Source organism: Noviherbaspirillum malthae (assembly GCF_015352985.1).
GTDB lineage: Bacteria > Pseudomonadota > Gammaproteobacteria > Burkholderiales > Burkholderiaceae_D > Noviherbaspirillum > Noviherbaspirillum malthae.
Genome location: NZ_JACYXF010000009.1, coordinates 140,809 through 166,252, shown reverse-complemented (window position 1 = coordinate 166,252; position 25,444 = coordinate 140,809). Strand labels below are relative to the sequence as shown.

Annotated in this window: 24 protein-coding genes and 1 tRNA gene; 20 read left to right on the top strand and 5 right to left on the bottom strand. The window is 62.4% G+C overall.

What is annotated here, in order from left to right:
* The first annotated feature begins 7 nt into the window (after window positions 1-7).
* Both IGW03_RS14695 and IGW03_RS14690 read left to right on the top strand, forming a co-directional pair.
* Window positions 8-1,147 carry an efflux RND transporter periplasmic adaptor subunit gene (locus IGW03_RS14695; protein WP_194723309.1) on the top strand — a complete coding sequence of 380 codons (1,140 nt, stop codon included), beginning with the start codon at window positions 8-10 and terminating at the stop codon, window positions 1,145-1,147.
* Between the two features lie 9 nt (window positions 1,148-1,156).
* A complete protein-coding gene (locus tag IGW03_RS14690; protein ID WP_194723308.1) occupies window positions 1,157-4,282 on the top strand; it encodes an efflux RND transporter permease subunit in 3,126 nt (1,041 codons plus the stop codon).
* Between the two features lie 14 nt (window positions 4,283-4,296).
* Here IGW03_RS14690 and IGW03_RS14685 read toward each other — a convergent pair whose 3' ends face one another.
* The gene (locus IGW03_RS14685) at window positions 4,297-4,440 is read right to left on the bottom strand and encodes a type II secretion system protein (RefSeq protein WP_194723307.1); all 144 of its coding nucleotides are present in this window, start codon (window positions 4,438-4,440) and stop codon (window positions 4,297-4,299) included.
* 254 nt (window positions 4,441-4,694) lie between these two features.
* Here IGW03_RS14685 and IGW03_RS14680 point away from each other — a divergent pair, with 254 nt between their 5' ends.
* Entirely contained in the window at window positions 4,695-4,937 is a 243-nt protein-coding gene (locus tag IGW03_RS14680) for a DUF3072 domain-containing protein (RefSeq protein ID WP_194723306.1), read from the top strand.
* A gap of 85 nt (window positions 4,938-5,022) precedes the next feature.
* Here the strand turns inward: IGW03_RS14680 and IGW03_RS14675 are convergent, their stop codons facing one another.
* A complete protein-coding gene (locus IGW03_RS14675; RefSeq protein WP_194723305.1) occupies window positions 5,023-6,978 on the bottom strand; it encodes an APC family permease in 1,956 nt (651 codons plus the stop codon).
* A 191-nt stretch (window positions 6,979-7,169) separates the two neighbouring features.
* Between IGW03_RS14675 and IGW03_RS14670 the strand changes: the two genes are divergently transcribed.
* From IGW03_RS14670 to IGW03_RS14655, 4 genes are all read left to right on the top strand, one after another.
* Window positions 7,170-7,254 (top strand) — tRNA-Leu (locus IGW03_RS14670).
* A 152-nt stretch (window positions 7,255-7,406) separates the two neighbouring features.
* On the top strand, window positions 7,407-8,336 hold the full coding sequence (locus IGW03_RS14665) for a 5'-nucleotidase (protein WP_194723304.1): 930 nt from the start codon (window positions 7,407-7,409) through the stop codon (window positions 8,334-8,336).
* 158 nt (window positions 8,337-8,494) lie between these two features.
* Window positions 8,495-9,745: an adenylate/guanylate cyclase domain-containing protein gene (locus IGW03_RS14660; protein ID WP_194723303.1), complete on the top strand. Its 1,251-nt coding sequence runs from the start codon at window positions 8,495-8,497 to the stop codon at window positions 9,743-9,745.
* Window positions 9,746-9,765: 20 nt separating this feature from the next.
* Complete coding sequence (locus IGW03_RS14655; RefSeq protein ID WP_194723302.1) at window positions 9,766-10,551, top strand: TssQ family T6SS-associated lipoprotein; 786 nt, start codon at window positions 9,766-9,768, stop codon at window positions 10,549-10,551.
* 120 nt (window positions 10,552-10,671) lie between these two features.
* Here IGW03_RS14655 and IGW03_RS14650 read toward each other — a convergent pair whose 3' ends face one another.
* Window positions 10,672-12,984: an NADP-dependent malic enzyme gene (locus IGW03_RS14650; protein WP_194723301.1), complete on the bottom strand. Its 2,313-nt coding sequence runs from the start codon at window positions 12,982-12,984 to the stop codon at window positions 10,672-10,674.
* Between the two features lie 233 nt (window positions 12,985-13,217).
* Between IGW03_RS14650 and IGW03_RS14645 the strand changes: the two genes are divergently transcribed.
* The 7 genes from IGW03_RS14645 (at window position 13,218) to IGW03_RS14615 (ending at window position 18,457) form a co-directional block, all read left to right on the top strand.
* Entirely contained in the window at window positions 13,218-13,703 is a 486-nt protein-coding gene (locus tag IGW03_RS14645; RefSeq protein ID WP_194723300.1) for a rubrerythrin family protein, read from the top strand.
* Between the two features lie 50 nt (window positions 13,704-13,753).
* Window positions 13,754-13,918, top strand: coding sequence for a rubredoxin (locus tag IGW03_RS14640; RefSeq protein WP_194723299.1), 165 nt, complete (start codon window positions 13,754-13,756; stop codon window positions 13,916-13,918).
* A gap of 95 nt (window positions 13,919-14,013) precedes the next feature.
* Window positions 14,014-15,183 (top strand): FAD-dependent oxidoreductase, encoded by a 1,170-nt coding sequence (locus IGW03_RS14635; RefSeq protein WP_194723298.1) that lies wholly within the window; start codon window positions 14,014-14,016, stop codon window positions 15,181-15,183.
* Window positions 15,184-15,258: 75 nt separating this feature from the next.
* A complete protein-coding gene (gene thiL / locus IGW03_RS14630) occupies window positions 15,259-16,236 on the top strand; it encodes a thiamine-phosphate kinase (protein ID WP_194723297.1) in 978 nt (325 codons plus the stop codon).
* Window positions 16,233-16,757 (top strand): phosphatidylglycerophosphatase A family protein, encoded by a 525-nt coding sequence (locus tag IGW03_RS14625; RefSeq protein WP_194723296.1) that lies wholly within the window; start codon window positions 16,233-16,235, stop codon window positions 16,755-16,757. Before thiL ends, IGW03_RS14625 begins: the two co-directional genes overlap by 4 nt.
* Before the next feature lie 333 nt (window positions 16,758-17,090).
* Window positions 17,091-17,576, top strand: a complete 486-nt coding sequence (locus IGW03_RS14620; protein WP_194723295.1) for a CinA family protein — start codon at window positions 17,091-17,093, stop codon at window positions 17,574-17,576.
* Complete coding sequence (locus tag IGW03_RS14615; protein ID WP_194723345.1) at window positions 17,576-18,457, top strand: alpha/beta fold hydrolase; 882 nt, start codon at window positions 17,576-17,578, stop codon at window positions 18,455-18,457. Before IGW03_RS14620 ends, IGW03_RS14615 begins: the two co-directional genes overlap by 1 nt.
* 39 nt (window positions 18,458-18,496) lie before the next feature.
* Here the strand turns inward: IGW03_RS14615 and pyrF are convergent, their stop codons facing one another.
* Window positions 18,497-19,315: an orotidine-5'-phosphate decarboxylase gene (pyrF, locus tag IGW03_RS14610; protein WP_194723344.1), complete on the bottom strand. Its 819-nt coding sequence runs from the start codon at window positions 19,313-19,315 to the stop codon at window positions 18,497-18,499.
* A gap of 60 nt (window positions 19,316-19,375) precedes the next feature.
* On the opposite strand from pyrF, the gene IGW03_RS14605 reads away from it, so the two are divergent.
* From IGW03_RS14605 to IGW03_RS14590, 4 genes are all read left to right on the top strand, one after another.
* Entirely contained in the window at window positions 19,376-20,266 is an 891-nt protein-coding gene (locus tag IGW03_RS14605; protein ID WP_194723294.1) for a DMT family transporter, read from the top strand.
* A gap of 64 nt (window positions 20,267-20,330) precedes the next feature.
* On the top strand, window positions 20,331-20,924 hold the full coding sequence (locus tag IGW03_RS14600; protein WP_438943647.1) for a LemA family protein: 594 nt from the start codon (window positions 20,331-20,333) through the stop codon (window positions 20,922-20,924).
* A gap of 8 nt (window positions 20,925-20,932) precedes the next feature.
* On the top strand, window positions 20,933-21,739 hold the full coding sequence (locus IGW03_RS14595; protein WP_194723292.1) for a TPM domain-containing protein: 807 nt from the start codon (window positions 20,933-20,935) through the stop codon (window positions 21,737-21,739).
* A complete protein-coding gene (locus IGW03_RS14590; protein WP_194723291.1) occupies window positions 21,740-22,240 on the top strand; it encodes a TPM domain-containing protein in 501 nt (166 codons plus the stop codon).
* A gap of 287 nt (window positions 22,241-22,527) precedes the next feature.
* Here the strand turns inward: IGW03_RS14590 and dacB are convergent, their stop codons facing one another.
* On the bottom strand, window positions 22,528-23,910 hold the full coding sequence (gene dacB / locus IGW03_RS14585) for a D-alanyl-D-alanine carboxypeptidase/D-alanyl-D-alanine endopeptidase (protein WP_228535531.1): 1,383 nt from the start codon (window positions 23,908-23,910) through the stop codon (window positions 22,528-22,530).
* An 87-nt stretch (window positions 23,911-23,997) separates the two neighbouring features.
* Here dacB and IGW03_RS14580 point away from each other — a divergent pair, with 87 nt between their 5' ends.
* The gene (locus IGW03_RS14580; protein ID WP_194723289.1) at window positions 23,998-24,471 is read left to right on the top strand and encodes a MarR family winged helix-turn-helix transcriptional regulator; all 474 of its coding nucleotides are present in this window, start codon (window positions 23,998-24,000) and stop codon (window positions 24,469-24,471) included.
* A gap of 169 nt (window positions 24,472-24,640) precedes the next feature.
* A complete protein-coding gene (locus IGW03_RS14575; protein ID WP_194723288.1) occupies window positions 24,641-25,060 on the top strand; it encodes an organic hydroperoxide resistance protein in 420 nt (139 codons plus the stop codon).
* The last annotated feature ends 384 nt before the right edge of the window (window positions 25,061-25,444 follow it).

The window sequence follows — 25,444 nt, the reverse complement described above, 5'->3', positions numbered from 1 at the left end:
ATTCCCGATGAAACGCCTGAAACTCAAACCCGTCACGCTTGCCCTGATCGCCGCAGCCACGCTCGCCGTCATTGCACTCACTGCCGCCTCTCTTCTTTCCGGCAAGCGCGGTGCTGCGGAAGACAAGAGCGCGGCCGCCCAGCCCAAGGCGGCGCTGACCGTCACCACGGTCAAGCCCGAAAACATCGATGCACCGCTGAAACTGGTCGCCAACGGCAACATCGCCGCCTGGCAAGAAGCCATCGTCGGCAGCGAATCCAACGGACTGCGGCTGACTGATGTGCGCGTAAACGTCGGCGACCGGGTCAAGGCAGGACAGATCCTTGCCACCTTTGCAGAGGAAACCGGCAAGGCCGACGTCGCCCAGGCGCGCGCGGCCCTGCTCGAAGCGCAGGCCAATGCAGCCGATGCCGCCGCCAATGCGGCAAGGGCGCGCACGCTGACCGAAACCGGCGCCCTGAGCACGCAGCAGATCAACCAGTACCTGACCACCGAGCAAACCGCGAAAGCCAGGGTGGAAGCCGCCAAGGCGACGCTCGCGGCGCAGGAACTGCGCCTGAAGCAGGCCCGCCTGCTGGCGCCCGACGACGGCGTGATTTCATCGCGCAGCGCTACGGTCGGCGCGGTGGTACCGGCAGGCACCGAACTGTTCCGCCTGATCCGCCAGGGGCGGCTGGAGTGGCGCGCCGAAGTCACCTCCTCCGAACTCGGCCGCCTCAAGACCGGCACCCGTGCGCTGATCACCGCCGCCAACGGCACCCAGATCAAGGGCAGCGTGCGCAAGTTTGCGCCGACCGTCGATCCCCAGACACGCATCGCGCTGGTCTATGTCGATCTGCCCCAGGTGTCCGACGACGCCGCGCCGCCCAAGGCCGGCATGTTTGCGCGCGGCGAATTCGATCTCGGCAGTTCGAAGGCGCTGACCGTGCCGCAGCAGTCGGTGGTGGTGCGGGACGGTTTCAGCTACGTGTTCCGCGTCAACCAGGACAACCGTGTCAGCCAGATCAAGGTGCAGACCGGCCGGCGCCTTTCGGGCCGCGTCGAGATCCTGGAAGGCCTTGCCGGCGATGCCGTGCTGGTGGGCAGCGGCGCCGGTTTCCTGAACGACGGCGATCTGGTCAAGGTCGTCAATCCGTCCTCGAAGTAAGGATCGCCAGTGAACTTTTCCGCTCTCTCCATCCGGAATCCGATCCCGGCAATCATGCTGTTCACCCTGCTGACGCTGGCCGGCCTGCTGGCCTATCGCAGCAACGCTGTCCAGGACTTTCCCGATATCGAACTGCCGATCGTGATCGTCAACGCCGCGCTGCCCGGCGCGGCCCCCGCCCAGCTCGAGACCGAAGTCGCACGAAAGATAGAGGATTCGGTCGCGTCGGTGCAGGGCATCAAGAACATCTACACCAAGGTGCTCGACGGCGAAGTGCAGCTGACCGTCGAGTTCATCCTGGAAAAGCAGATTTCGGACGCGGTCAATGACGTGCGCGATGCAGTCGCGCGTGTACGGGCCGATTTGCCGAGCGAGCTGCGCGATCCGACCATCGCCAAGAACCCGACCTCGGGCCGGGCGGTACTGACTTATGTGGTCAATGCCACGCCCGGTTCCGACAGCCAGCTCGACATGCAGGAATTGAGCTGGTTTGTCGACAATGCCGTTACCAAACGCGTGCTGTCGATACAGGGCGTCGGCGCGGTCAAGCGCATCGGCGGCGTCACGCGCGAAATCCGCGTCGAGCTCGATCCCGCCCGCATGAGCGCGCTCGGCGTGTCGGCCGTCGACGTCTCGCGCCAGATCCGGCTGGTGCAGCAGGAAGCGCCAGGCGGCCGCGGCGATGTCGGCGGCGCCGAACAGGCAGTGCGTACCATCGCCACGGTCAAGACCGCGCAGGAACTGGGAGCAATGGACATTCCACTGGCCGATGGCCGGCATGTGCGCCTGAGCGAAGTCGGCACCGTCACCGATACCATCGCCGAACAGCGTTCCGAGGCCACGCAGGACGGACGCAAGGTGGTGGCCTTCGAAATCTTCCGCACCAAGGGCGCCAGCGAACTGACGGTAGCCCGCAGCGCCCAGGCGGCCATCGCAGAATTGCAGCAGGCCCATCCCAACATCGCGCTCAAGCAGGTGATCGACAATGCGCAGCCGGTGGAAGAAAACTTCGACGGCTCGATGCACCTGCTCTATGAAGGCGCGCTGCTGGCAATCCTGGTGGTGTGGTGGTTCCTTCGCGACTGGCGCGCGACGCTGGTGGCCGCCGCCGCCCTGCCCCTGTCCGTCATTCCGACCTTCCTCGGGCTGTCCTATTTCGGCTATACGCTCAATACGGTGACGCTGCTGGCGCTGGCGCTGGTGGTGGGCGTGCTGGTCGACGATGCGATCGTGGAAATCGAAAACATTGCGCGCCATCTTCACATGGGCAAGACGCCGATGCAGGCGGCGCTGGAAGCGGCCGACGAGATCGGGATGGCGGTCATTGCGACGACCTTCGCACTGGTCGCGGTGTTCCTGCCGACGGCCTTCATGGGCGGCATTCCGGGACTGTTCTTCAAGCAGTTCGGCTGGACGGCGGTAATCGCCATTCTTGCTTCGCTGGTCGTCGCCCGACTGCTCACGCCCATGATGGCTGCCTACCTGCTCAAGCCGGCCAAGCACGTGGAACAGAAGGATGGCTGGATCATGCGCAGGTATCTCGCCACCATGCAATGGTGCCTGCGCCACCGGCTGTTCACCGCGATTGCATCCGGCGTGTTCTTCTTTGCGTCGCTCGCGCTGGTGCCGCTGCTGCCGACCGGCTTCGTGCCGCCGGCGGACCGCAGCCAGACGCAGATCAATATCGAGCTGCCGCCCGGCAGCGCCCTTGCCGAAACCCGTGTCGTCGCCGAACAGGCCAGGCTGGCGGCGATGCAGGTCAAGGGCATAGAAAGCGTGTTCAGTTCGATCGGCGGCGGCTCGAGCGGCGATGCCTTTGCCCCCGGCGCCACGGCCGAAGCCCGGCGCGCGGTGCTGACGCTGACCACCACGCACCGCACCGAGCGCGAGGAATCGCTGCAGGCCATTGAAACTCAGCTGCGCCAGCGGCTCGCCGATATTCCGGGCGCGCGCTTCAACGTCGGCCCGCCTGATACCGGGGTCAAGATGCAGCTGGTGCTGCGCAGCGAAGATCCGGTTGCCCTGCTGCAGTCGGCGCAAAAGGTGGAGCGCGAGCTGCGCACCCTGCAGGGCATCGGCAATGTCAGTTCCAGCGCTTCGCTGGTGCGGCCGGAAATCATCGTTCGCCCGGATTTCGCGAGAGCAGCCGACCTTGGCGTCACGGCGGCGAGCATCGGAGAGACCGTGCGCGTGGCCACCGCCGGCGACTATGACATCTCGCTCCCCAAGCTCAACCTGTCGGAACGTCAGGTGCCGATCCGCGTCAAGCTGCCGGATGCGGTGCGCGCCGATCTGGCGTCGATCGAACGCCTGACCGTGCCCGGCCGGAACGGACCGGTCATGCTCGACAACGTCGCCGACGTCGGCATCGACAGCGGCCCGGCGCAGATCGACCGTCTCAACCGCAGCCGCAACGTGATCCTGGAGGTCGAACTCGGCGGCCGCGCGCTCGGCGAACTCAATGCCGAAGCGCGCGCCCTGCCCTCGATGAAGAACCTGCCGCCTTCGGTGAGGATTGCCGAACTGGGCGACGCCCAGGAAATGCAGGCACTGTTCGCCAGCTTCGGCATTGCCATGCTGATCGGCGTGCTCTGCATCTATGGAGTTCTGGTGCTGCTGTTCAAGGACTTCATGCAGCCCGTCACTATCCTTGCAGCCCTGCCCCTGTCGATCGGCGGTGCCTTCGTCGCACTGCTGCTGACCGGCAAGGCGCTGTCGATGCCTTCGATGATCGGCCTGATCATGCTGATGGGGATCGTGACGAAAAACTCCATCCTGCTGGTGGACTATGCGATTTTGGCACGCTTTACCGGCATGAGCCGCTTCGAGGCACTGGTCGATGCCTGCCACAAGCGCAGCCGGCCCATCGTGATGACGACGATCGCCATGGGCGCCGGCATGCTGCCGCTTGCCATGGGATGGGGCGCCGATCCCAGCTTCCGCTCCCCGATGGCCACCGCCGTCATCGGCGGCCTGATCACCTCAACGCTGCTCAGCCTTCTGGTGGTACCGGCGGTGTATACCTATATCGACGACCTCGAGCATCTGCTCAAGCGCCTGTTCGGGAGGGAGAAAAAACCTGCGGCGACTCCTGCTCCTGCACCCGTTCGCGAGGAACTGCCGCAGGAGCATTGAAGAACGAAATGCAATCAGCGCGGCTGGCTGCAGATGGAACGGGACGGATCCTCTTCGCAGCGCTTGTCGATGACGTAACTGACCGCATAGGCGCCGATCAGGCCTGCAATCAGCAGAACGATCATTGTCTGGATGATGGTCCAGCCTTGCTGTTTCATGATGCTTTTCCTTGTTGGTGTTTCACATGGGCAAAGTACGCCTCGGCCACATTATAGGCGTTGGGCTTTTCGACTGCGGATTTGAACGCCGCCTCCCTCTGCCAATAGGAATAATCTATGCCTTGAACGGCTGGTCAGCCAGGAACTACTGTATTTATATACAGTCATTAAGAGACGGATGACCGCACGCCGCATGGCATTTCAATGCGGCATAACGCAGTCGCATCTTCCCGCGTCTTTTAATGGAGAAAGCAATGGACAAGCAGACTCAGGACAACGCTCAGGACAGCAACATGATCAAGGATCCGAAAAACTGGACCACAGGCGACGAACCGATGACCGGAGCGCAGAAGTCCTATCTGAAGACCTTGGCGGAACAGGCCAACGAAGACATCGATGATGATCTCACCAAGGCGCAAGCCTCGGAACGCATCGATGAACTGCAGCACAAGACGGGCCGCGGACTGGAAGACCAGCACGGCAACCAGCGCAAGTAATTTTTGCGAGCGCAAGTTAAAAGGCCATGTCCCGGAGCATATCCGGGACATGGCCTTTTACGTTTGAAGCCTGAGAATAGGAGACTCAAACCTTCATCGGCAGAATCACCATCTGCAAACTCTCGAAATGCAGCCTGCGCTGAATCGCAAGCGCCGCCTGGTTGTGCAGCAGGCGGATGAACCAGTTGTCATGCTCGAAGATCAGTTTGCTGGTGAAGAAAATCGAGCTGGGATAATCGGTGCTGATGGTTTCGCACAGCTTGGTCACTTCATCTACCACGTCGGTGCCGAAACCGAGATAGGCAGCCGACGCCATGCCGTGGCTGTGGCAGAAGTCGACGAAGAACTTCAGTGTCGCGTTGGCTTCGGCACGCATCTGTTCCACCGCACCTTCCCCGCCGTAGGCATGGGCATCAACGGTGCGCGCGTTGACGAAGATGAAGTTCTTGAAGTGGCCTGGAAACATGCGCTGCACCCACAGCAAGGCATGCAGGCCGCCGCCACGCGACGAGCCAACGATGAAGACCGCGGTCTGATCGTTGGGGTCGGGATCAATGGGGCCGGCTTGCGGACCGAAAGGCTGGTTGGCGAAGACCTGGTCTACCGAATGGATTGCGTTCTTGGTGTCGCGGTAGTGATTGCGGATGTAGATGCACAACCCGGCAATGGCGGCGATGATGAGCACGGCGGCCCATGCGCCTTCGGTGAACCGTTCGACCAGCAGCACGCCAAGGATGCTGGCGCAGATGACGAAGCCGAGCAGCGACAGGAACAGGCGCCGCATCCAGAACTTCTCGTTGCGGTGGCGCCACCAGTAAAGGCAAAGGCCGAACAGCGAAATGGCAAAGGTCAGGAATACCGAGACCGAATACAGGACGACCAGCAAGGTCACGCTGCCGCCGGTCCAGAGCAGGATGGCCAGCGCGGCGATGCCCATCACCAGGATGCCGTTCTGCGTGACCAAGCGCGTGGACAGATAGCGGAATTTATGAGGCACCCAGGAATCCGACGCCATGTTGGATAGCACCGCCGGCCCGCCGAGGAAGCCGGTATTGGCCGCGACGAACAGCAGCCCGGCTTCGAAGGCAAGCACGACGGTCAGCATGATCTGGTTGGCCCAGGCGCCCAGGCCGAAGCTTTCGATGATGGCGCGGAAGGTGGACGCATTGAGGGTCTGTCCCTCGATCGGCTTTGCGTCCCAGAGCAGGTACAAAAGGATGATGCCGCTGGCGGTGAAGGCGAGCGACAGCGCCATGTAGATCATGGTCATCTTGCCGGTATGCACGCGCGGCTCGGCCAGAATGTTCACGTTGTTGGACACCGCTTCCAGTCCAGTGTAGGTGCCGCCACCCTGCGAGTAGGCCAGCAGCAGCATGCCAGCAACGCTGATCCAGCCGATGTCGCTGGCGAGCGAGGTGGTTTCCGACAGGGTGCTGGGAACGAGATCCGGCAGGAAGGAAGCATGCGCGAAGATGCCGTAGACGATCAGCGCGAAATGCGTGACGACGAAACCGAGGAAGATCGGCAGCAGGATGCGGATGGCTTCCTTCATGCCGCGCAGATTGAGAATGATCAGCAGGCCGATGAAGAAGGCTTCCGCCGGCAGCTTGTACGCGTGGAAGCCGAGCGGAAGCAGCGAAGCCAGGGCTTCGACACCCGCGGCCACCGAGATGGCGATCGTCAGCACGTAGTCCAGTATCAGCGCGCATCCTGCGATCAGGCCCATGTAGGGACCGACGAGGATGGACGCCACCCGGTATCCGCCTCCGCCGGTCGGGAAGAGTTCGATCACCTGGTTATAGGCGAGCGCAATGATGAAGACGGTGATCGCGGTGGCCAGAGCCATGTACAGGCCGAGATGGCTGTGCTCACCGAGTGCGCGGAATGTTTCCTCGGGTCCATAGGCAGAGGATGACAAGCCGTCGGCACCGAGTCCGACCCAGGCCAGGAACGCGACCAGCGCGAGAGAATGCCGCGTCTCGGACTTCATCGGATCGAGTGCTTTGCCGAGAACGATCTCGCGGATTTTGGCGGACTTCATTATTGTTGTAGCGGATTGGATAACGGGAAGTAGGCGATGATACGCCTTTCAATTCCGATATGACAATGCGAACACGGTCGCCATGTGTTGCTCGATTGCTGCAAATCGGAGATAATACCCGGCGCGTTGCACTTCGCAGCACGCATCATTGAATCAAGGCGGGCAGCAACAGAATTGCCCGTTCAAGGTTTGCCCGGGTGGTGAAATTGGTAGACGCGCCGGACTCAAAATCCGGTTCCGCAAGGAGTGTCGGTTCGATTCCGACCCCGGGCACCAAAAAGAAAGAAGCAGAGTATATTGACAACGCACCCTACGAGGTGCGTTTTTCATTTGTGCGCCGCTGTTCATGTACGCCGGGTCCACGCGCGAAGTGCAAAGACCATCCCGGCGCGGTGCCTGCCCATTCACATTGCTCATCCAGACATTCAATGCCTGTCTCCCTTGATAACCTCCTCGTCGTCGGCATTTCCTCGCGCGCGCTGTTCGACCTCGAGGCCGAGGAAGCCATCTTCCGCACGCAGGGGCTGGAAGCCTACCGCAAGCACCAGATCGAACATGAGAATGAAATCCTGAAACTGGGCGCCGGCTTTGCGCTGGTGCGCGCGCTGCTGCGACTGAATCTCCTGGTTCATGACCAGCGCTTCGTCGAAGTCGTCATCATGTCCCGCAATTCGTCGGAGACATCGATGCGGATATTCAATTCGATCCGCCATTACGGCCTCGATATCACGCGCGCCGTCCTGTCCGGCGGCGCTTCGCTTGCGCCCTATCTGCGGGCGTTCAATGTCAGCCTGTTCCTGTCGCTGCACGAGGACGATGTGCAGGCCGCCATCGATTCCGGCGTGTCCGCCGCCCTGCTCTACCAGAAGCCGGAAAGCACCTTGGAGGAAGTGGAACAGATCCGCATTGCCTTCGATGGCGACGCCGTCATCTTTTCCGACGAATCGGAAAGGATCTTCCAGGAGCAAGGCATCGAAGCCTTTGAAAACCATGAACGGGAAAACGCGCTCAAGCCCCTGCCCGAAGGCCCATTCGCCCGGCTGCTGAAGGCGCTGTCCTATATACAGAACAACTTCAAATCCGCCGACGGCCGCTCCGCGCCGATCCGCACGGCGCTCGTCACCGCCCGTTCCTCGCCTGCGCATGAACGGGTCATTCGCACGCTGCGCGCCTGGGATGTCGCCATCGACGAAACCTTCTTCATGGGCGGCGTTGCCAAGTCCGAAGTGCTGGCAGCCTTCAAGCCGCATATCTTCTTCGACGATCAGCTTGGGCATTGCGATCGTGCCGCACCGCTGGTGCAGACCGGAAGGGTGCTGCTGAAATCGCTGCTCGACGACGGCTTGCCAATCAGATAATCCATGGCGCCGTCCATGAGCGCTTGCAGCCGAATCTGATGCAAAAACGCTGATTTCAGCGCCGAAGACCCGCATTGCGGTTCATAAACCCCGCCGACGGGGTAGAATTGCACTTATTTCCTCAAGGCAATTCGACGGTTATGAACGACGCAGGCTCCATGCTGAAGCAACTCAACCGCACCTTCATCGGCAGCGTGCTGTTCATCGACATCGTCGGCTATTCCACCCGGACCGTGCCCGATCAGCTGCAAATGAAGGAAGTCTTCAATGCCATGCTGGCCGATGCGGTGCAGAACGTGGCACCGAACGAGCGGATCATGGTCGACACCGGGGACGGTGCGGGAATTGCCTTCCTCGGCGACCCCGAAGACGCCCTCTTCACCGCCCTGTCGCTGCGCGATGCGATCGAAACCATGGGCGTCGAAGCCGGGGAACCGGGATTCGTGCGCATGGGCATCAATCTCGGCCCGCTGAAGATGGTGCGCGACATCAACGGCCATACCAACATGATCGGCGACGGCGTCAACGACGCGCAGCGCGTAATGAGCTTTTCCGAACCGGGACAGGTGATGGTCTCGCATTCCTATTACGACATCATCTCGCGCTTCTCCCGGGACTACACGCAGCTGTTCGTCTACGAAGGCACGCGTCATGACAAGCATGTGCGCGAACACGAGGTCTATCGCTTCGGGCCGGTCAAGGACAATGAAAACCTCGCGGAAAAGCTGCGCGACCGTTCGCGGGCGCGCAGCACAGGCATGCACGACGCCATTCCGGAAGCCGCCGCCAATACGGCGTTCGCCGCCCGCAAGCCGGCTGCCGCATCCCCGGCCTCCGCAGCGCCAACTGACGCTTCAACCGCAAACAAACGGCTGCCGCGCAACGGCCTGATTGCGGCCGGCGTCGGCGCCCTGGTTCTGATCGGCGCCGCCTGGTCGTGGACCAGCACGTCGAAGGAAGCCGGCGATGCCAACGAGAAGGCGGCGGCCATTGCGACGATCGCCGACATCGCTACGGAATCCTCCGCCGGCACGCCTTCCGCATCCGCTCCTGTAGCAGCGAGCACGAAGCCAGACACGACGGAGACCGCGCAAATCCAAGGCAATCGGATCGCAGTTTCGCCAGTCACGGCGCCGGCCGCCCCCGAGGCACCGGCAGCCGACAAGACATCCCGTCCGCCTGAGCCGGCAGCGCCGCCGCCCAAGCCCGGCACCGTCAATCTCGCGATCCAGCCCTGGGGCGAAATCTATGTCGACGGCGCCAAGCGCGGCATCAGCCCGCCGATCAAATCCATCAGTCTCACGCCCGGCAAGCATCGCATCGAGGTGCGCAACGGCGACTTCGCGCCGTACAAGGAAACCATCGATGTGAAGGCCGGTGGAGAATCTACCGTTCAGTTCGTATTTTGAAAACAAAGAGGAGCAAGAAGATGTCCCGCATGAAGTTTGCCGTCGCTTTGCTGGCCGCCGCCGTGGCCGGCTGCGCCCAGCTTCCTCAACAGGCCGGCAGCGGCAGCACCGCCGTGCTGTCGTCGACCGAAGCGCAAACGCGTTATCAGCAAGGCTTGAGCGACTACCGGGAAAACAGCCACGACACTGCGCTGATCGAACTCAACGCCGCGCTGGCAAGCACCCAGCTGACCGCGCAGGACGCAGCCAACGCCCACAAGCACATCGCCTTCATCCATTGCCTCAACGGCCGCGAGCTACAGTGCCGCGAACAATTCCAGGCACTGCTGAAGGTCGACCCGAAATTCGACCTCACGGCTGCGGAAAGCAGCCATCCGCAATGGGGCCCGGTGTGGCGCTCGACCAAGGGCGCCATGGAAGAGCGGCTTGCATTGACGCGGGCCAGCAGCGCCAATGCCACGCCGGCGCAGCAGAAGCTGGCCGAAGGCATCAAGGAGTATGACGCCGGGCGTTACAAGGAATCGCTGGCCGCGCTGCAGGCTGCATTGAAGACCGGCCTGCCGGCCAGGAACGATGAACTGCGCGCGCACAAGTATTCGGCCTTCGTCTACTGCGTCACCCAGCGCAGCAGGCAATGCCGCAATGAATTCAGGCAGATCTTTACCAAGGATGCCGATTTCGAACTGCTGCCTTCCGAATCCGGCCATCCGGCATGGGCTTCCATCTACCGCGGCGAAAAGGCCGCAGCTGCTGCGAAGAAGGTCGCGCCGGCGACAGTGAAGAAAGACGTCAAAAAGGGTTCCTGAAACGCGTTTGCCCGGCGGGCGCCGGGAACACTCGCATCAAACGTATCAAGCGCATCAAAAAAGCCGTTCTCCCTTTCGGAAGAACGGCTTTTTCATTTGAAGCAATACCAGGCTGGCCGATCAGCGTTCCGCCACCGCATCCATCACGCAAAGCGCCGTCATGTTCACGATGCGGCGCACCGTGGCCGACGGCGTCAGCACATGAACCGGCTTGGAGCAGCCGAGCAGCACCGGGCCGATCGCGATGCCGTTGCCGGCCGCGGTCTTGAGCAGGTTGTACGCGATGTTGGCTGCATCGATGTTGGGCAGCACCAGCAGGTTGGCATCGCGGGTGAGCGGCGAGTCCGGCATCATCCGCTTCAGCAGCGCCGGGTCGAGCGCGACGTCGCCGTGCATTTCGCCATCGACTTCCAGCTCGGGCGCGCGCTTGCGGATGATTTCCAGTGCCGCGCGCATCTTCAATGCCGATTCGCTGTTGGAAGTGCCGAAGTTGGAATGCGACAGCAGCGCGGCGCGCGGCAGCAGGCCGAAGCGGCGCATTTCTTCCGCTGCGAGGAGGGTGATTTCGGCGATCTGGTCGGCGCTCGGATTCTCGTTCACATGGGTGTCGACCAGCACGATCTGGCGGTCCGGCAGGACCAGCGCATTCATCGCCGCATACACGTTGACGCCTTCACGCTTGCCGAGCACCAGGTCGATGTACTGCAGGTGCATCGCCGTCGTGCCGTAGGTACCGCAGATCATGCCGTCGGCGGCGCCCTTGTGGATCATCATGGAGCCGATCAGGGTATGGCGGCGGCGCATTTCCAGCCTGGCGTACTGCTCGGTAATGCCCTTGCGGCGCGACATCGACAGGAATTCCTGCCAGAACTCGCGATAGCGCTCGTCGTATTCCGGATTGATGATTTCGAAATCGACCTCGGGACGCATGCGCAGGCCGAATTTCTCGATACGCTTGGCCAGCACCGCCGGACGGCCGACCAGGATGGGCTTGGCCAGCTTTTCGTCGATGACGACCTGGACCGCGCGCAATACGCGCTCTTCCTCGCCCTCGGCGAACACGATGCGCTTCTTGGCGGCCGGCGCCTTCTTGGCGATCTGGAAGATCGGCTTCATGAAGGTGCCGCTGCGGTAAACAAATTGCTCCAGCTTGCCGATGTAGGCCTGCATGTCCTGGATCGGACGCAGCGCCACGCCGGAATCTTCCGCCGCTTTTGCCACCGCAGGCGCGATCTTGATCATCAGGCGCGGGTCGAAAGGCTTGGGAATCAGGTATTCCGGTCCGAACGACAGGTTGCTGATGCCGTAGGCGGTGGCGACGATGTCGGACTGCTCGGCCTGCGCCAGTTCGGCGATCGCATGCACCACGGCGATTTCCATGTCGCGGGTAATCGTGGTGGCGCCGCAGTCGAGCGCGCCGCGGAAGATGTACGGGAAGCAGAGTACGTTGTTGACCTGGTTCGGATAGTCGGAACGGCCGGTGGCGATGACGGCGTCATTGCGCACTGCCTTGACTTCTTCCGGCAGGATTTCGGGAGTCGGATTGGCCAGCGCCAGAATCAGCGGCTTGGCCTTCATCTTGGCAACCATGTCGGCCTTGAGCACGCCGCCGGCGGACAGGCCGAGGAAGATGTCGGCATCGGGAATGACTTCGGCCAGGGTGCGCGCGCTGGTGTCCTGCGCGAAGCGCTCCTTGTCGGGGTCCATCAGTTCGGTACGGCCCTTGTACACCACGCCGGCCAGGTCGGTGACGAAAATGTTCTCGATCGGGAAGCCGAGGTCGACGATCAGGTCGAGGCAGGCCAGCGCCGCGGCGCCTGCGCCCGACACCACCAGCTTGCAATCCTTGATGTTCTTGCCGACGACCTTCAGGCCGTTCAGGATAGCCGCGCCGACGATGATCGCAGTGCCGTGCTGGTCGTCGTGGAAAACCGGGATTTTCATCCGGTCGCGCAGCTTGCGCTCGATGTAGAAGCATTCCGGCGCCTTGATGTCTTCAAGGTTGACGCCGCCGAAGGTCGGCTCCAGCGCGGCGATGATGTCGCACAGCTTGTCGGGGTCGGTTTCGTTGATTTCGATATCGAAGACGTCGATGCCGGCGAACTTTTTGAACAGCACGCCCTTGCCTTCCATCACGGGCTTCGAGGCAAGCGGACCGATGTTGCCGAGGCCGAGCACGGCGGTGCCGTTGGTGATGACGGCGACGAGATTGCCGCGCGCGGTATAGCGGAAGGCATTGGCCGGGTCGGTCACGATTTCTTCGCAGGCCGAGGCCACGCCGGGGGAGTAAGCCAAGGCCAGATCGCGCTGGTTGGTCAGCGTCTTGGTGGGGGTAACGCTGATTTTTCCGGGGGTAGGAAACTCATGGTATTCGAGCGCCGCCTGGCGAAGCTGCTGACGGAGTTCTTCTTTTTGATCGGACGACGATTCCATGATGTGGCCTTCCTTTTTAGCTTACGAAAAGCTTACGATTTTATCAGACGAAATTACTGCAAATCATACGTATTTGTCCTAGTTGGATTGACCTTTACTATGGGAATTGCGAACAACCAACATAGAATCTATCGAATTCATATCGATAATCAATTTCTACAATAAAAAGCTTTTAGCTATCATCCTGCTCATACCGATTGATTCGGCAAATAAACCAGACATGGGAGCAGATCATGGCCATACAAAACAATTCCGTCACCATCCAGAACCTTGAGGCCGCGTTTGCCGGCGAGGCGATGGCCCATATCAAATACCGTTACTTCGCCAAACTGGCGCGCGAAGCCGGTGCCGACGATGTCGCCAAGATCTTTGAAGATACCGCCGACCAGGAAGTCATGCATGCATTCGGCCATCTCGACCTGCTTTATCCGAAAGCCAAGCTGACGCCGGCCAAGTCGCTGGAGATCGCGATCGAAGGCGAGACTTATGAATACACCGAGATGTATCCGAAGTTCCGCCATCTCGCGGTGGAGGAAGGCAATGCTGCCGCCGTCGCCGAGTTCGACGAACAGATCGCCGAGTCGAAGGAGCATGCCGAGGCATTCCGCCGCACGCTGGAAATGGCGGCCAAGCGCTTTGCCGCACTGACCAAGGTGGAAGAGCGCCATGCCGACAATTACCGCAAGGCGCTGGCCGCAGCCAATGCGCAGCCGGCCTGAGCACTGCATCGCCACACAAACATCAACAATTCATACAGGGAAGCATCGCCATGAAAACATATCAATGCATCGTTTGCGGTTTCATCTATGACGAAGCGGCAGGACTGCCGGAAGACGGCATTGCGCCCGGCACCCGCTGGGAAGACATTCCGGCCGACTGGGAATGCCCGGACTGCGGCGTCGCCAAGGCCGACTTCGAGATGGTTGCCATCTGATTTTCAGGCATTGCGCCGGGCTCAGGCCCCGCCCGCAACCACTGCAACATCTGCTGCACCTGCCACACTCGCAACACTCGCAACACAAGGAAAACATGAAACCGATCATCATCGTCGGCACCGGGCTCGCCGGTTATACCGTGGCCCGGGAATTCAGGAAGCTGGACAAGACCACGCCGCTGTTCATACTGACCGCCGACGATGGCGGCTTCTATTCGAAGCCCATGCTGTCGAACGCGTTTGCGCAAGGCAAGCAGGCGGCGCAGCTGACCTCGTTCACCGCAGCGCAGATGGCCGGCCAGCTCGGTGCGACCATCATTACCGGCACGCGGGTCGTTGCCATTGACTCGGCGTCCAAGACCGTGGAAGCCGGCGCCGGCAAGTTCAGCTACGACAGGCTGGTGCTTGCGGTCGGCGCCCGTGCGGTAAGGCCGGCCCTGGGCGGCGACGCCGCCGACGATGTCCTCTCCGTCAACCATGTCGATGACTACGCAAACTTCCGACGTGCCATCGGCGCGCCCGGTTCGCGCATCGCGATCATGGGCGCCGGCCTGATCGGCTGCGAATTTGCGGACGACCTCGCGGGCAGTCATCGAATCACGCTGATCGACCCCAATCCTCTTCCTCTGGCCTCGCTTGCCGCGCCCGCATTGTCCCGCGGCCTGCTGGAAGCGCTGGAGAAGCGCGGCGTTGAATTCCGGCTCGGCGCCTCGGTGGGCCGCGTCGACCGGGACGCATCGGCCTATGCCGTGACCTTGACCGACGGCCGGCAGCTGCAGGCCGATGCGGTGCTTTCCGCAGTCGGTCTGCGGCCCGACTTGCGGCTGGCGCAGGCCGCCGGCCTGCAGACCGGGCGCGGCATCGCGGTCGACGCCTACGGGATGACGAGCGCGCCCGACATCTATGCCCTCGGAGACTGCGCCGAGTACGCCAGCGAATCCGGCGGCAGTGTGATGCCTTATATCGCGCCGCTCATGTCGGCGGCGCGGGCGATTGCCAGAACGCTTGCCGGCACGCCGACGGCGATCGAACTCAAGCCGGCGCCGATCATCGTCAAGACGCCTTCCTATCCGCTGGCGCTCGTGCCCGTGCCTGCGCCTACGCGGCAAGGCGCATGGCAGGAAGCGACGGTCGAAGGACGCACTGTCTGCCGCTACCATGATGCCGACGGCGTCATGACGGCCTTCGGCGTGGCACCTCAGGAAGCGGGCATACGGCAAGGCCTGATGGCCGAACTCGGCAGCAGGATCATGCAGGTTGCATAGCAAAGCTACCCAGGATTCGCCTGCCACGGATCACCTGCGGCAGGCAGCCTTCGCCGTTTCGGTACAATCGAGGGCATGCTGTCCGAATTCGATCTTATTGCCCGCTATTTCACCCGCCCGCCCCGGCGCCTCAGTCCTGTCGCCCTCGGCATCGGTGACGATTGCGCGCTGCTGGCGCCGCCTCACGGCAGCCAGATGGCCATCTCCTCAGACATGCTGGTTGAAGGCCGGCATTTCTTTCCCGGCGCCGATCCCTTCCAGCTCGGCCACAAATGCCTGGCCGTGAATCTGTCCGACCTGGCCGCAATGGGCGCGGCGCCGGTGGGCTTCACTCTTGCCTTGTCCTTGCCGGAAGCAAACGGGGCATGGCTGGAACCTTTCTCGAAGGGCCTGCTGGCGCTTGCCGACAGGCATGACTGCGAACTGATCGGCGGCGACACCACCAAGGGGCCGTTGAACATCTGCATCACCATCTTCGGTCAGGTTCCGCCGGATCAATCGCTGCAGCGCGACGCCGCACAGCCCGGCGACGATATCTGGATTTCAGGCACCCTCGGCGATGCGCGACTGGCCCTGGCCGGATACCGGAACGAACTGGCGCTCGACAACCTCGGCAAGGACGATCTCGCCGGCGCCAGATCCCGCATGCACGCGCCGACGCCGCGCGTGGGTCTGGGCGTGGCGCTGCGCGGCATTGCGCACGCTGCCATCGACATTTCCGACGGACTGGTCGGCGATCTCGGCCATATTCTTCATCGCTCCGGCGTGGGCGCCATCCTTGATGTCGACCTGCTGCCTGCCGGTCCCGCGCTGGCGATGCAAACGCTCGATCTGCGCCGCCGCTTCACCCTGGCCGGCGGCGACGATTATGAATTGTGCTTCACCGCGCCCGCGAGCCGCCGCAGCGATGTGCTGGCGGCAGGCGACCTCAGCTCCACACCGGTGACCCGTGTCGGCAGCATCGAAGCCGCGCCCGGCTTGCGGCTCAGGGATGCGGACGGAAAACCGCTGGACCTGCAACTGACTTCCTTCGACCACTTCGCCTCGCCATGACGACACTTGACTCCGGGCAGAACGCCTATGTCCCCAAGCCGAATGCCCGCTTCATGCTGTCGCATCCCGCGCACCTGATTGCCCAGGGCTTCGGCAGCGGCCTCTCGCCCATCGTGCCGGGCACCGTGGGCACCCTGCTGTCATGGCTCACCTTCAATGTGCTGACCTCCCGCTGGCCGGGTGTGTTTACGCCGCTGGCGTGGAGCATCATCATCATTGCCGGCTTCCTGATCGGCGTCTGGGCCTGCCGCAAGACTTCCGTCGACCTTGGCATGGAAGATCATGGCAGCCTGGTCTGGGATGAAATCATCGCCTTCTGGATCGTGATGGTGTTCGTGATGCCGGCCAGCTTCAAGACGCAGTTGTGGGCATTCTTCTGGTTCAGGCTCATCGACATGACCAAGCCAATGCCGATACGCCAGGTGGAAAAGCGCCTCAAGGGCGGTTTCGGCGTGATGGCGGACGACATCCTGGCGGCCTTCTACACCCTGCTGCTGTTTGCGATCTGGGAGAACCTGTAAGCGCACCGCCGCGGCTGCATAAATATGGCCGCACAAATGCGACCGCGCAAAAAAAATCGCGGCCCGAGGGCCGCGAAAGCTCGAATCTGCACACCGCTGCTCAAACACGCATTGCCTCGATCGCTCAATCAATGCAACGCCTGTTCACTGCTATTCTGCGATAACTGCCCGCCGGGACTGTTGAGAAAAATCACATCTAGCTGGGTCAGCACATATGGAGCAAAGCCAATTCCAAACCGGCAACGGATGGCAATTCTGGACCGGTTGCGGCGGAATGGTAAAGTCGGGCATGCCGGCACACCCGCCAGCGGATAACACAGCAAAGGACGAGACATGAGCAACATCATCGATCTGGCCATGCGCGCCGGGCATGCGCTGCAGGAAAGAGGCCTGATGCTGGCCACGGCGGAGTCGTGCACCGGCGGCGGCGTTGCGCAAGCCGTGACCGAGATTGCCGGTTCGTCGGCATGGTTCGAGCGCGGCTTCGTCACCTATTCCAATGCCGCGAAAACCGAAGTATTGAAAGTACCGGAAGCGCTCATCGCCCAGTTCGGCGCGGTCAGTGAAGAAGTCGCCGGCGCGATGGCCAAAGGCGCTGTCATGAACAGCCAAGCCTGCATCGCCCTGTCGACCACCGGCATCGCCGGTCCGGGCGGGGCAGTCCCGGGCAAACCGGTGGGCACCGTCTGCTTCGGCTGGGCCAACGAACACCGCAGCTTTACCGAGCGACTGGTCCTTGCAGGCGACCGCCAGGCGGTGCGGGAACAGGCCGTCGCCCATGCGCTGCAAGGCTTGCTGCGCTTTCTGAAGGAGGCATGATGCTGGAACGTTTTTCGAAAGACCAACGCGAAGTCAACGGCGTCACCATTCATTTCCGCCATGGCGGCAGCGGTCCGCCGCTGCTCCTGCTGCACGGTTTCCCGCAGACGCACGTGATCTGGCACCGCGTGGCCGATGCGCTCGCCGAGCGTTTCACGCTCGTGATGCCCGACCTGCGGGGTTACGGCGACTCGTCCAAGCCGCCCGGCGACAAGGATCATGCCAATTATTCGAAGCGGACCATGGCGCTGGACATGGTGGAACTGATGGCATCGCTCGGCTACCGCTGCTTCGACCTGTGCGGACACGACCGCGGCGGACGGGTCGCCCACAGGCTCGCGCTGGACCACCCGGATGCGGTGGGCAGGCTGATGGTGATCGACATCTCGCCCACGCGCACCATGTATGAAGCGACCGACATGCGCTTCGCTACCCTGTACTACCACTGGTTCTTGCTGATCCAGCCGCATCCGCTGCCGGAAACCCTGATCGGCAACAATGCGGCCTTCTATCTCAACTACACGCTGGGCGGCTGGGGATCGAGCGGCTCGCGCTATATCGACCCGGCGGCGATGGCGGAATATGAACGCTGCTTCTGCACGCCGGAAGCCATTCATGCGGCCTGCGAGGATTACCGGGCGGCGGCCGGCATTGATCTCGAACACGACCGCGACCACGATGAAAAAAAGCTGGCCTGCCCGACGCACGTGGTCTGGGGCGAGCACGGCGTGGTCGGCAAGCTGTTCAGGCCGCTGCAGGACTGGCAGGCGAAATGCGCGCTGCCGGTAACCGGCAAGGTTTTGCCGGCCGGCCATTTCATTCCGGACCAGGCGCCGGAACTGCTGCTGGCGGAAATGAACACCTTCTTCACCGGCGCCTGAAGCGCATCGGGCACCGGCGAGCGGAGCGCTCGGTACTACTTAGCGGTACTGATTGATGGCGTCCCGGGTTTCCAGCGCCACCCGCCGCGCCGCGCCGGCGAAGTCTTCTCCGGCAGCCGGCTTCGCATACAGAATCGCGCGCGAGGAGTTGATCATCATCCCGCTACCGGCGGCGGTGCGGCCGGCCTTGACGGTGGCTTGGATATCGCCGCCCTGCGCGCCGATGCCCGGCACCAGCAGCGGCATGTCGCCGACGATGCCGCGCACTTGTGCCAGCTCTTCCGGGAAGGTAGCACCGACCACGAGGCCGCACTGCCCGTTGGTATTCCATTTCTCAGCCACCAGGCGCGCCACATGCTGGTAGACCGGCTTGCCATCGGCGGTCAGGAACTGCAGGTCGGAGCCGCCGGGGTTGGAGGTGCGGCACAGGATGATCACGCCGCGGTCCTTCCATTCCAGGTAGGGCGCCACGGAATCGAACCCCATGTAGGGATTGACGGTGACTGCATCCGCGCCGTAGCGCTCGAAGGCTTCCCTTGCATACTGCTCGGCCGTGGCGCCGATGTCGCCGCGCTTGGCGTCGAGCACCACCGGAATCTGCGGATAGGTCTCCCGGATGTAGCGGCAGAGCGCTTCGAGCTGGTCTTCGGCGCGCAGGGCGGCAAAATAGGCGATCTGCGGCTTGAAGGAACAGGCCAGATCGGCGGTGGCGTCGACGATGGCCTTGCAGAAGGCGAAGATCGCATCGGGCTGCTGCTTCACCGAATCGGGGAACTTGCTGATGTCGGGATCGAGGCCGACGCACAGCAGGGACTGGTTCGCCGTCCATGCGGCGGATAGTTTTTCAAGGAAAGTCACGGCGATGAAGGATGAATTTCGAACAAAACGCATTGTAACTTGCCATGCTATTGTTTCGGGATGACATCGCTTTCGCGCAAGGACTGGATCCTTCTCATTCTGCTGACCCTGTTCTGGGGCATCAACTGGCCGATCATGAAGATCGGCGTGCGCGACTTTCCCCCTCTTACCTTCCGCGTCCTGAGCATGGCCGCGGCCTTGCCCCTGCTCTGGCTGGCCGCCCGGGCGCAGGGCGCGTCGCTGGCGATTCCGCGCGGCCGGGCCGGCGAAATCGTCCGCCTCGCCGTGCCCAACATGCTGATCTGGCATGTATTCATGATTCTGGGCGTCAAGATGCTGGCTTCCGGCCGGGCGGCGATCCTCGGCTACACGATGCCGGTATGGGCCGTCCTGTGCGGGCTGCTGTTCTTCGGCGAGCGGCCGGGCGCGCGTGCCTGGATAGGCATCGGCTGCGCTTTCGCGGGCGCCCTGCTCCTGCTCTCCAGCGAATTCGCCGCGCTGTCGGGCAACCCGCTGGGCAGCATCTTTGCGCTGATCGCCGCCGCGGGATGGGGCTATGGCACGGTAGCCATGAAGCGTTCTCACATCGACATGCCGACGATCGCGCTGACCTTCTGGATGCTCGCCCTGACCACCTCGGCCATGGTGCTGGCCTGCACGGTACTGGAAAGCAATGTCTGGCACCTGCCCAGCCCGGCAGCCTGGGGCGCGATCGCCTATAACGCGGTGATCATCTTCGGCTTCGCCCATGTGGTCTGGTTCGGGCTGGCGCGCAAGCTGCCGCCGGTGGCTTCCAGCCTGTCGGTCATGATGATCCCTGTGCTGGGCGTGTTTTCCGGCGCATGGTGGCTGGACGAACATCCGCACTGGCAGGACTATGCCGCCATGGCGCTCATTTTGGCTGCGATGAGCACTGTCCTGTTGAAACCCCGGCCTGCCGCCCATAATTGAATAGCAACTCCGTTTCGACCGCTTCCCCTGAAAAGCACAACAAGACACGATAAAGGACACGACGATGAAGACATGGATGAAACTGGCAGTCACGGTCTGGCTGATCTCGCTGCTGAGCGGCTGCGGCTACAACCAGTTCCAGGACAAGGATGAACAGGTCAAGGCCGCCTGGGGCGAAGTGGTCAACCAGTACCAGCGGCGCGCGGACCTGATTCCCAATCTGGTCAACACCGTCAAGGGTTATGCGTCGCATGAGCGCGAAACCCTGGAAGCCGTAACCCGCGCCCGCGCAGCGGCGACGAGCTTCCAGATCACGCCCGAGGTGCTGAACAATCCGGAAGCCTTCAAGAAATTCCAGCAGGTCCAGGGCGAGTTGTCTTCAGCCCTCTCCCGCCTCATGGCCGTGTCCGAGAATTACCCGCAGCTCAAGGCCGACACCAGTTTCCGTGACCTGCAGTCGCAGCTGGAAGGCACCGAGAACCGGATCACCGTCGCCCGCCAGCGCTACATACAGTCAGTGCGCGACTACAACGTGCTGGCCCGCAGCTTCCCGACCAATTTGACGGCCATGATCTTCAACTATGAAGTGAAGCCGTCGTTCACGGTCGAGAACGAGAAGGCCATCTCGAACGCCCCGGCTGTCAACTTCGGCAAGTAAGCCAGGCCATGGCGCTCCTCCGATCGCTTGCCGGATTGCTGCTGATGTTCGCGCTGCTGTCTGCGCGGGCGCAGGAATTCGTTCCCGTGCCCGCGCTCCAGACCCGGGTAACCGACCAGGCAGGCATGCTGACTCCAACACAGCGGGCGACGCTGGAGAATGTGCTGAAGGATTACGAAACCCGCACCGGCAGCCAGATCGCAATCCTGCTCGTCAACAAGACCGAACCGGAAGCCATCGAGCAGTACAGCATCCGGGTGTTCGACGCCTGGCAGCTCGGCCGCAAGGGGGTGGACGACGGCGTGCTGCTTCTGGTGGCAAAGGATAATCCTCCCGCGCTGCGCCGGCTTCGCATCGAGGCCGGACGCGGCGTCCAGGGGTCGCTGACCGATGCCCAGTCCAAGCGCATTCTCCAGGATGTGATCGCGCCGCATTTCCGGCAAAACGATTTCTACGGCGGCCTGGCCGCCGGCGTCTCGGCCATTACCAGCCTGCTCGACAAGGAAAGCTTCCCCGAGCCGGCCAGGGATGACCTCGAAGAGCAGGCCGCCGACGGCATTTCGCTCGGCATGTTCATTTTCTTCGTGATCCTGTTCCTGCTGCTGTCGCGCATGTCGTCGTCGCGCCGGCATGCGCGCTACCGGGACGGCTGGGGCCGTTCTTCGCCGGGCATCATCCTGGGCGGCGGGCTGGGCGGATTCGGCGGCGGCTATGGCAGAGGCGGCGGAGGTTTCGGCGGCGGGTTCGGCGGCTCCGGGGGCTTTTCCGGCGGAGGCGGCACGGCAGATGGCGGCGGCGCCTCGGGGAACTGGTAGATGAGCACTTTCTCTCGCATTTTTCGACACCTGTGCACGACTTCGGCGGCCGGCCGGCGGGCCTTCCCTCCTCAAACCCTGCAGGCGATCGAGGAAGCCATCGCCGAAGGCGAGACGCGGCACCGCGCCGAAGTCCGTGTCGTGGTCGAACCGGGTCTGGACCTGCAGGCGGTGCTGAACGGCGTGACGCCGCGCGAGCGGGCGCGCGAACTGTTCGCCCACTACGGCGTCTGGGACACGGAAGACAACTGCGGCGTCCTCGTCTACATCAATCTCGCCGATCACCAGGTGGAAATCGTTGCCGACCGCGGCGTCGGCAGGCTGGTGTCGGCTGAGGAATGGAACGCCGTTTGCAAGACGATGACGCAGGGATTTGCCCGAGGCGATTACCAGACAAGCGTCATGGCCGCCATCGGCGAACTGAACGGCATGCTGTGCCGGCTCTACCCCGACGACGGCTCCACGCGTAATCAGCTGCCGGACAAGCCTGTGATGCTTTGATGCGAACGCTGCCACCGGGCGAACGAACCACGCCTGCGGGAGAGAGTGCACCCTCTCCCGCAGGCGGAGCGAAGACAGGGTTTCGCAATCCAGCGGTTTGCGCTGCCGTAGCCGGTTCGGCTTGCAAGCCGAACCGTGGGGCGCAGAGCGGGGTTGGGGGTGAGGGCGGCAGCGCAATCACAAGCGACTCTGGAGACGAACGAAGCTGTTCCAACTCAATGCGATCATCCTCACTAAACAGGTCGTTCAACTCCTCTCCGGAATCCACATCAAATCAGCACGAATCCTCACCCATTCTCATACACCCACTGCAGCAGCGCATCCTGCGCCTCATAAGCTTTGTCCGCATTGAGATGATTGATCAGGCAGACCACCACGTAACGCCTGCCCGACGCCGCCAGTACATAGCCCGCCACATTGCGCACTTCATTGAGCGTCCCCGTCTTGATATGCGCCTTGCCGGCCACGGTCTGATTGACCAGACGCGAGCGCATGGTGCCGTCATAGGCCACCAGCGGCAGCGAGGCGATGAATTCCGGCATGGTCGGCGCCGCATAGGCTGCAGCCAGCATGCGCCCCAGGCTGACGGCGGAAATGCGCTCGGTGCGCGACAGGCCCGAACCGTTCTCGATACTCATCTCGGGCGCGTCGATCCCCTTGCCCGACATCCAGGTGCGCACTACTGCCGCCCCGTGCACGGTATTGGCCGGCGTCTTCGTCACCGACGCCGCCAGGGTGAGCAGCAGCTGCCGCGCCATGACGTTGTTGCTGTACTTGTTGATATCGCGAATGATCTCGGCCAGCGGCGCCGAATCCCAATCGGCCACCGGAGCGGCATTGGCCGGCACCGCGCCGTCCCTCACCTCCCCCGTCAGCGTCCCGCCCGTCTCGGCCCACAATTTGCGGAATACCAGGCCGAAGTATTGCGTATGCGTCATCTGGTAGGGATGCACGTACCATGTCTTTTCGCCGCACGCCGCCGGATAGTTTCCAGTGAAGCGCGCGCCAGCGGCATCGATCACCGGCTGCAGGCGGGTGCGCCAGTCGCCGCACTCCCCGCCGGTCAGCCGGGGCGGCGTGATGGGAAAGGAAGCCATCGGCGGGTCGCTCGCCACCTGCACCGCATGGCCTGGCGCATCCGGCGTGAAGCGGAATCCCACCGCCTTGTAGTTGAGCAGCAGCGCATCGGGTCCGACGTTGTAGGTCTTGGAGGGGTCCCCATCGAACTGCGAGGGATCATAGGGCACGCTTTCGAATGCGCTTCGGTCCAGGATCAGGTTGCCGCGGATTTCGCGGATGCCTTTCGAACGGATGCGCCTGAGGAAAAGCCAGAAGTTTTCCAGGATCAGCTTCGGGTCTCCGCCGCCCTTGATGTACAAGTCGCCATGGAGCACATCGCCTCGCAGCTTGCCGAGCGCAAACGCCCTGGTCTTCCAGGTAAAAGTCGGCCCAAGAATTTCCAATGCCGCATTGCTTGTCACCAGCTTCATGGTGGAGGCCGGATTGAACGGCTGCGCCGCATTCACCGCCAGCATGGGCGGCTGGCTGCCGACTTCCTGCACGTAGATGCCGACGGATTCGGGCGGGATCGCGGCCCGCTGGAGCGCATCGCCCACGGTAACCGGAAACTGTTGCGCGCAAGCAGCCGCGGCGAAGGCAAATAACAGCAATGCGGCTTGGAGACTTCGTTGAATTCGCATAGGATGACAAGGAATAGATCATACGCAATCGATTATCCCACGCCGTCCCCGCATATCATGTCGAAATCCGCCAACACGCCGCGCACGCCTCCTCTCGATCCGCTTGCGCTGGACAACCAGTTCTGCTTCGCCCTGTATTCCACGTCTCTGGCAATGACGAAGACCTACAAGCCGTTTCTCGACAAGCTGGGCCTTACCTATCCTCAATATCTGGTCATGCTGGTGCTCTGGCAACAGGATGACGTGCTGGTGAAAAGCATAGGCGAGAAACTCTTCCTCGATTCCGGCACGCTCACCCCGCTCCTGAAACGCCTCGAGGCATCGGCCCTGATCGAGCGCACGCGCGACGAAACGGACGAGCGGCAGGTCCGCATCACGCTTACCAAGGAAGGCCGTGCGCTGAAGAGAAAGGCGCAAACCATTCCGCAGCAGATCCTGTGCGCCAGCGGGCAGACGGTGGAAACACTGAACTCCCTGCGGAACCAGCTGTCTTCCATCCGTGAAGAACTTGCTAGGCCTGACGACGAATAAAATGGATCAGTCCGCCGCGGCGAACCTGCAATCCGCGGACGCTGCCCAATTAAATTGCACACAATTTAATTGAGTGCTATATTTGTCGCACTGACACGGAACTGACGTATCGAGAAGCCCGGGTTTCTGTCTTATTTGTTGCATTCCATTTCTTATCGAGGAGAACTTCATGCAAGTCCTGTACACCGCACAAGCTACAGCCACAGGCGGCCGCGATGGTCGCGCCGTTACCAACGACAAGAAATTCGAAGCCAAGCTCAGCACGCCCAAGGAACTCGGCGGCGCCGGCGGTGACGGCACCAATCCCGAACAGCTGTTTGCTGCAGGCTATTCCGCCTGCTTCCTGTCGGCGCTCAAGTTCGTTTCCATGGCAACCAAGACAACTCTGCCGGCGGACGCCTCCGTCACCGCCGATGTAGGCATCGGCCCGAACGACCGCGGCGGCTTCGGCCTCGATGTCGCCCTGCGGGTTTCCCTCCCCGGCATGGAGCAATCGGCCGCTCAGGCCCTGATCGACAAGGCTCACGAAGTCTGCCCGTATTCGAACGCAACCCGCGGCAACGTCGACGTCAAGGTCGGTCTGGCCTGATCCGCATCACCACGCTGCAAGCTCCGCATCCTTCACTTGATCCCCTGCCTGCATCCCGCAGCCAGGGGATTCTTGCATTCCGGTACGGCCGCCGCCTGCCCCCGAACGGCCTGTTGATCCGCCGAGGAGCTGGCCATCCGGCTCGCTTGCATGAACATAGATATACATCAAATGAAGCCGGATCTTGCCGGCGGCTATCCGCGAGGCCGCTAGAATGGCTGCCCAACCGCTCCGGCAGGCGGCGTCCTCTTGTCACTCTTGTCACAATTGTCACCGGCTCGCTCACACCGCTATTTCTGCGATCGCGGCAGAACATGGAAAACGCCGGGCGAGCGCAACGCTTTCTGCCCAACCCAGCTCGGCTGAAGCTTCAGGAGCACGATG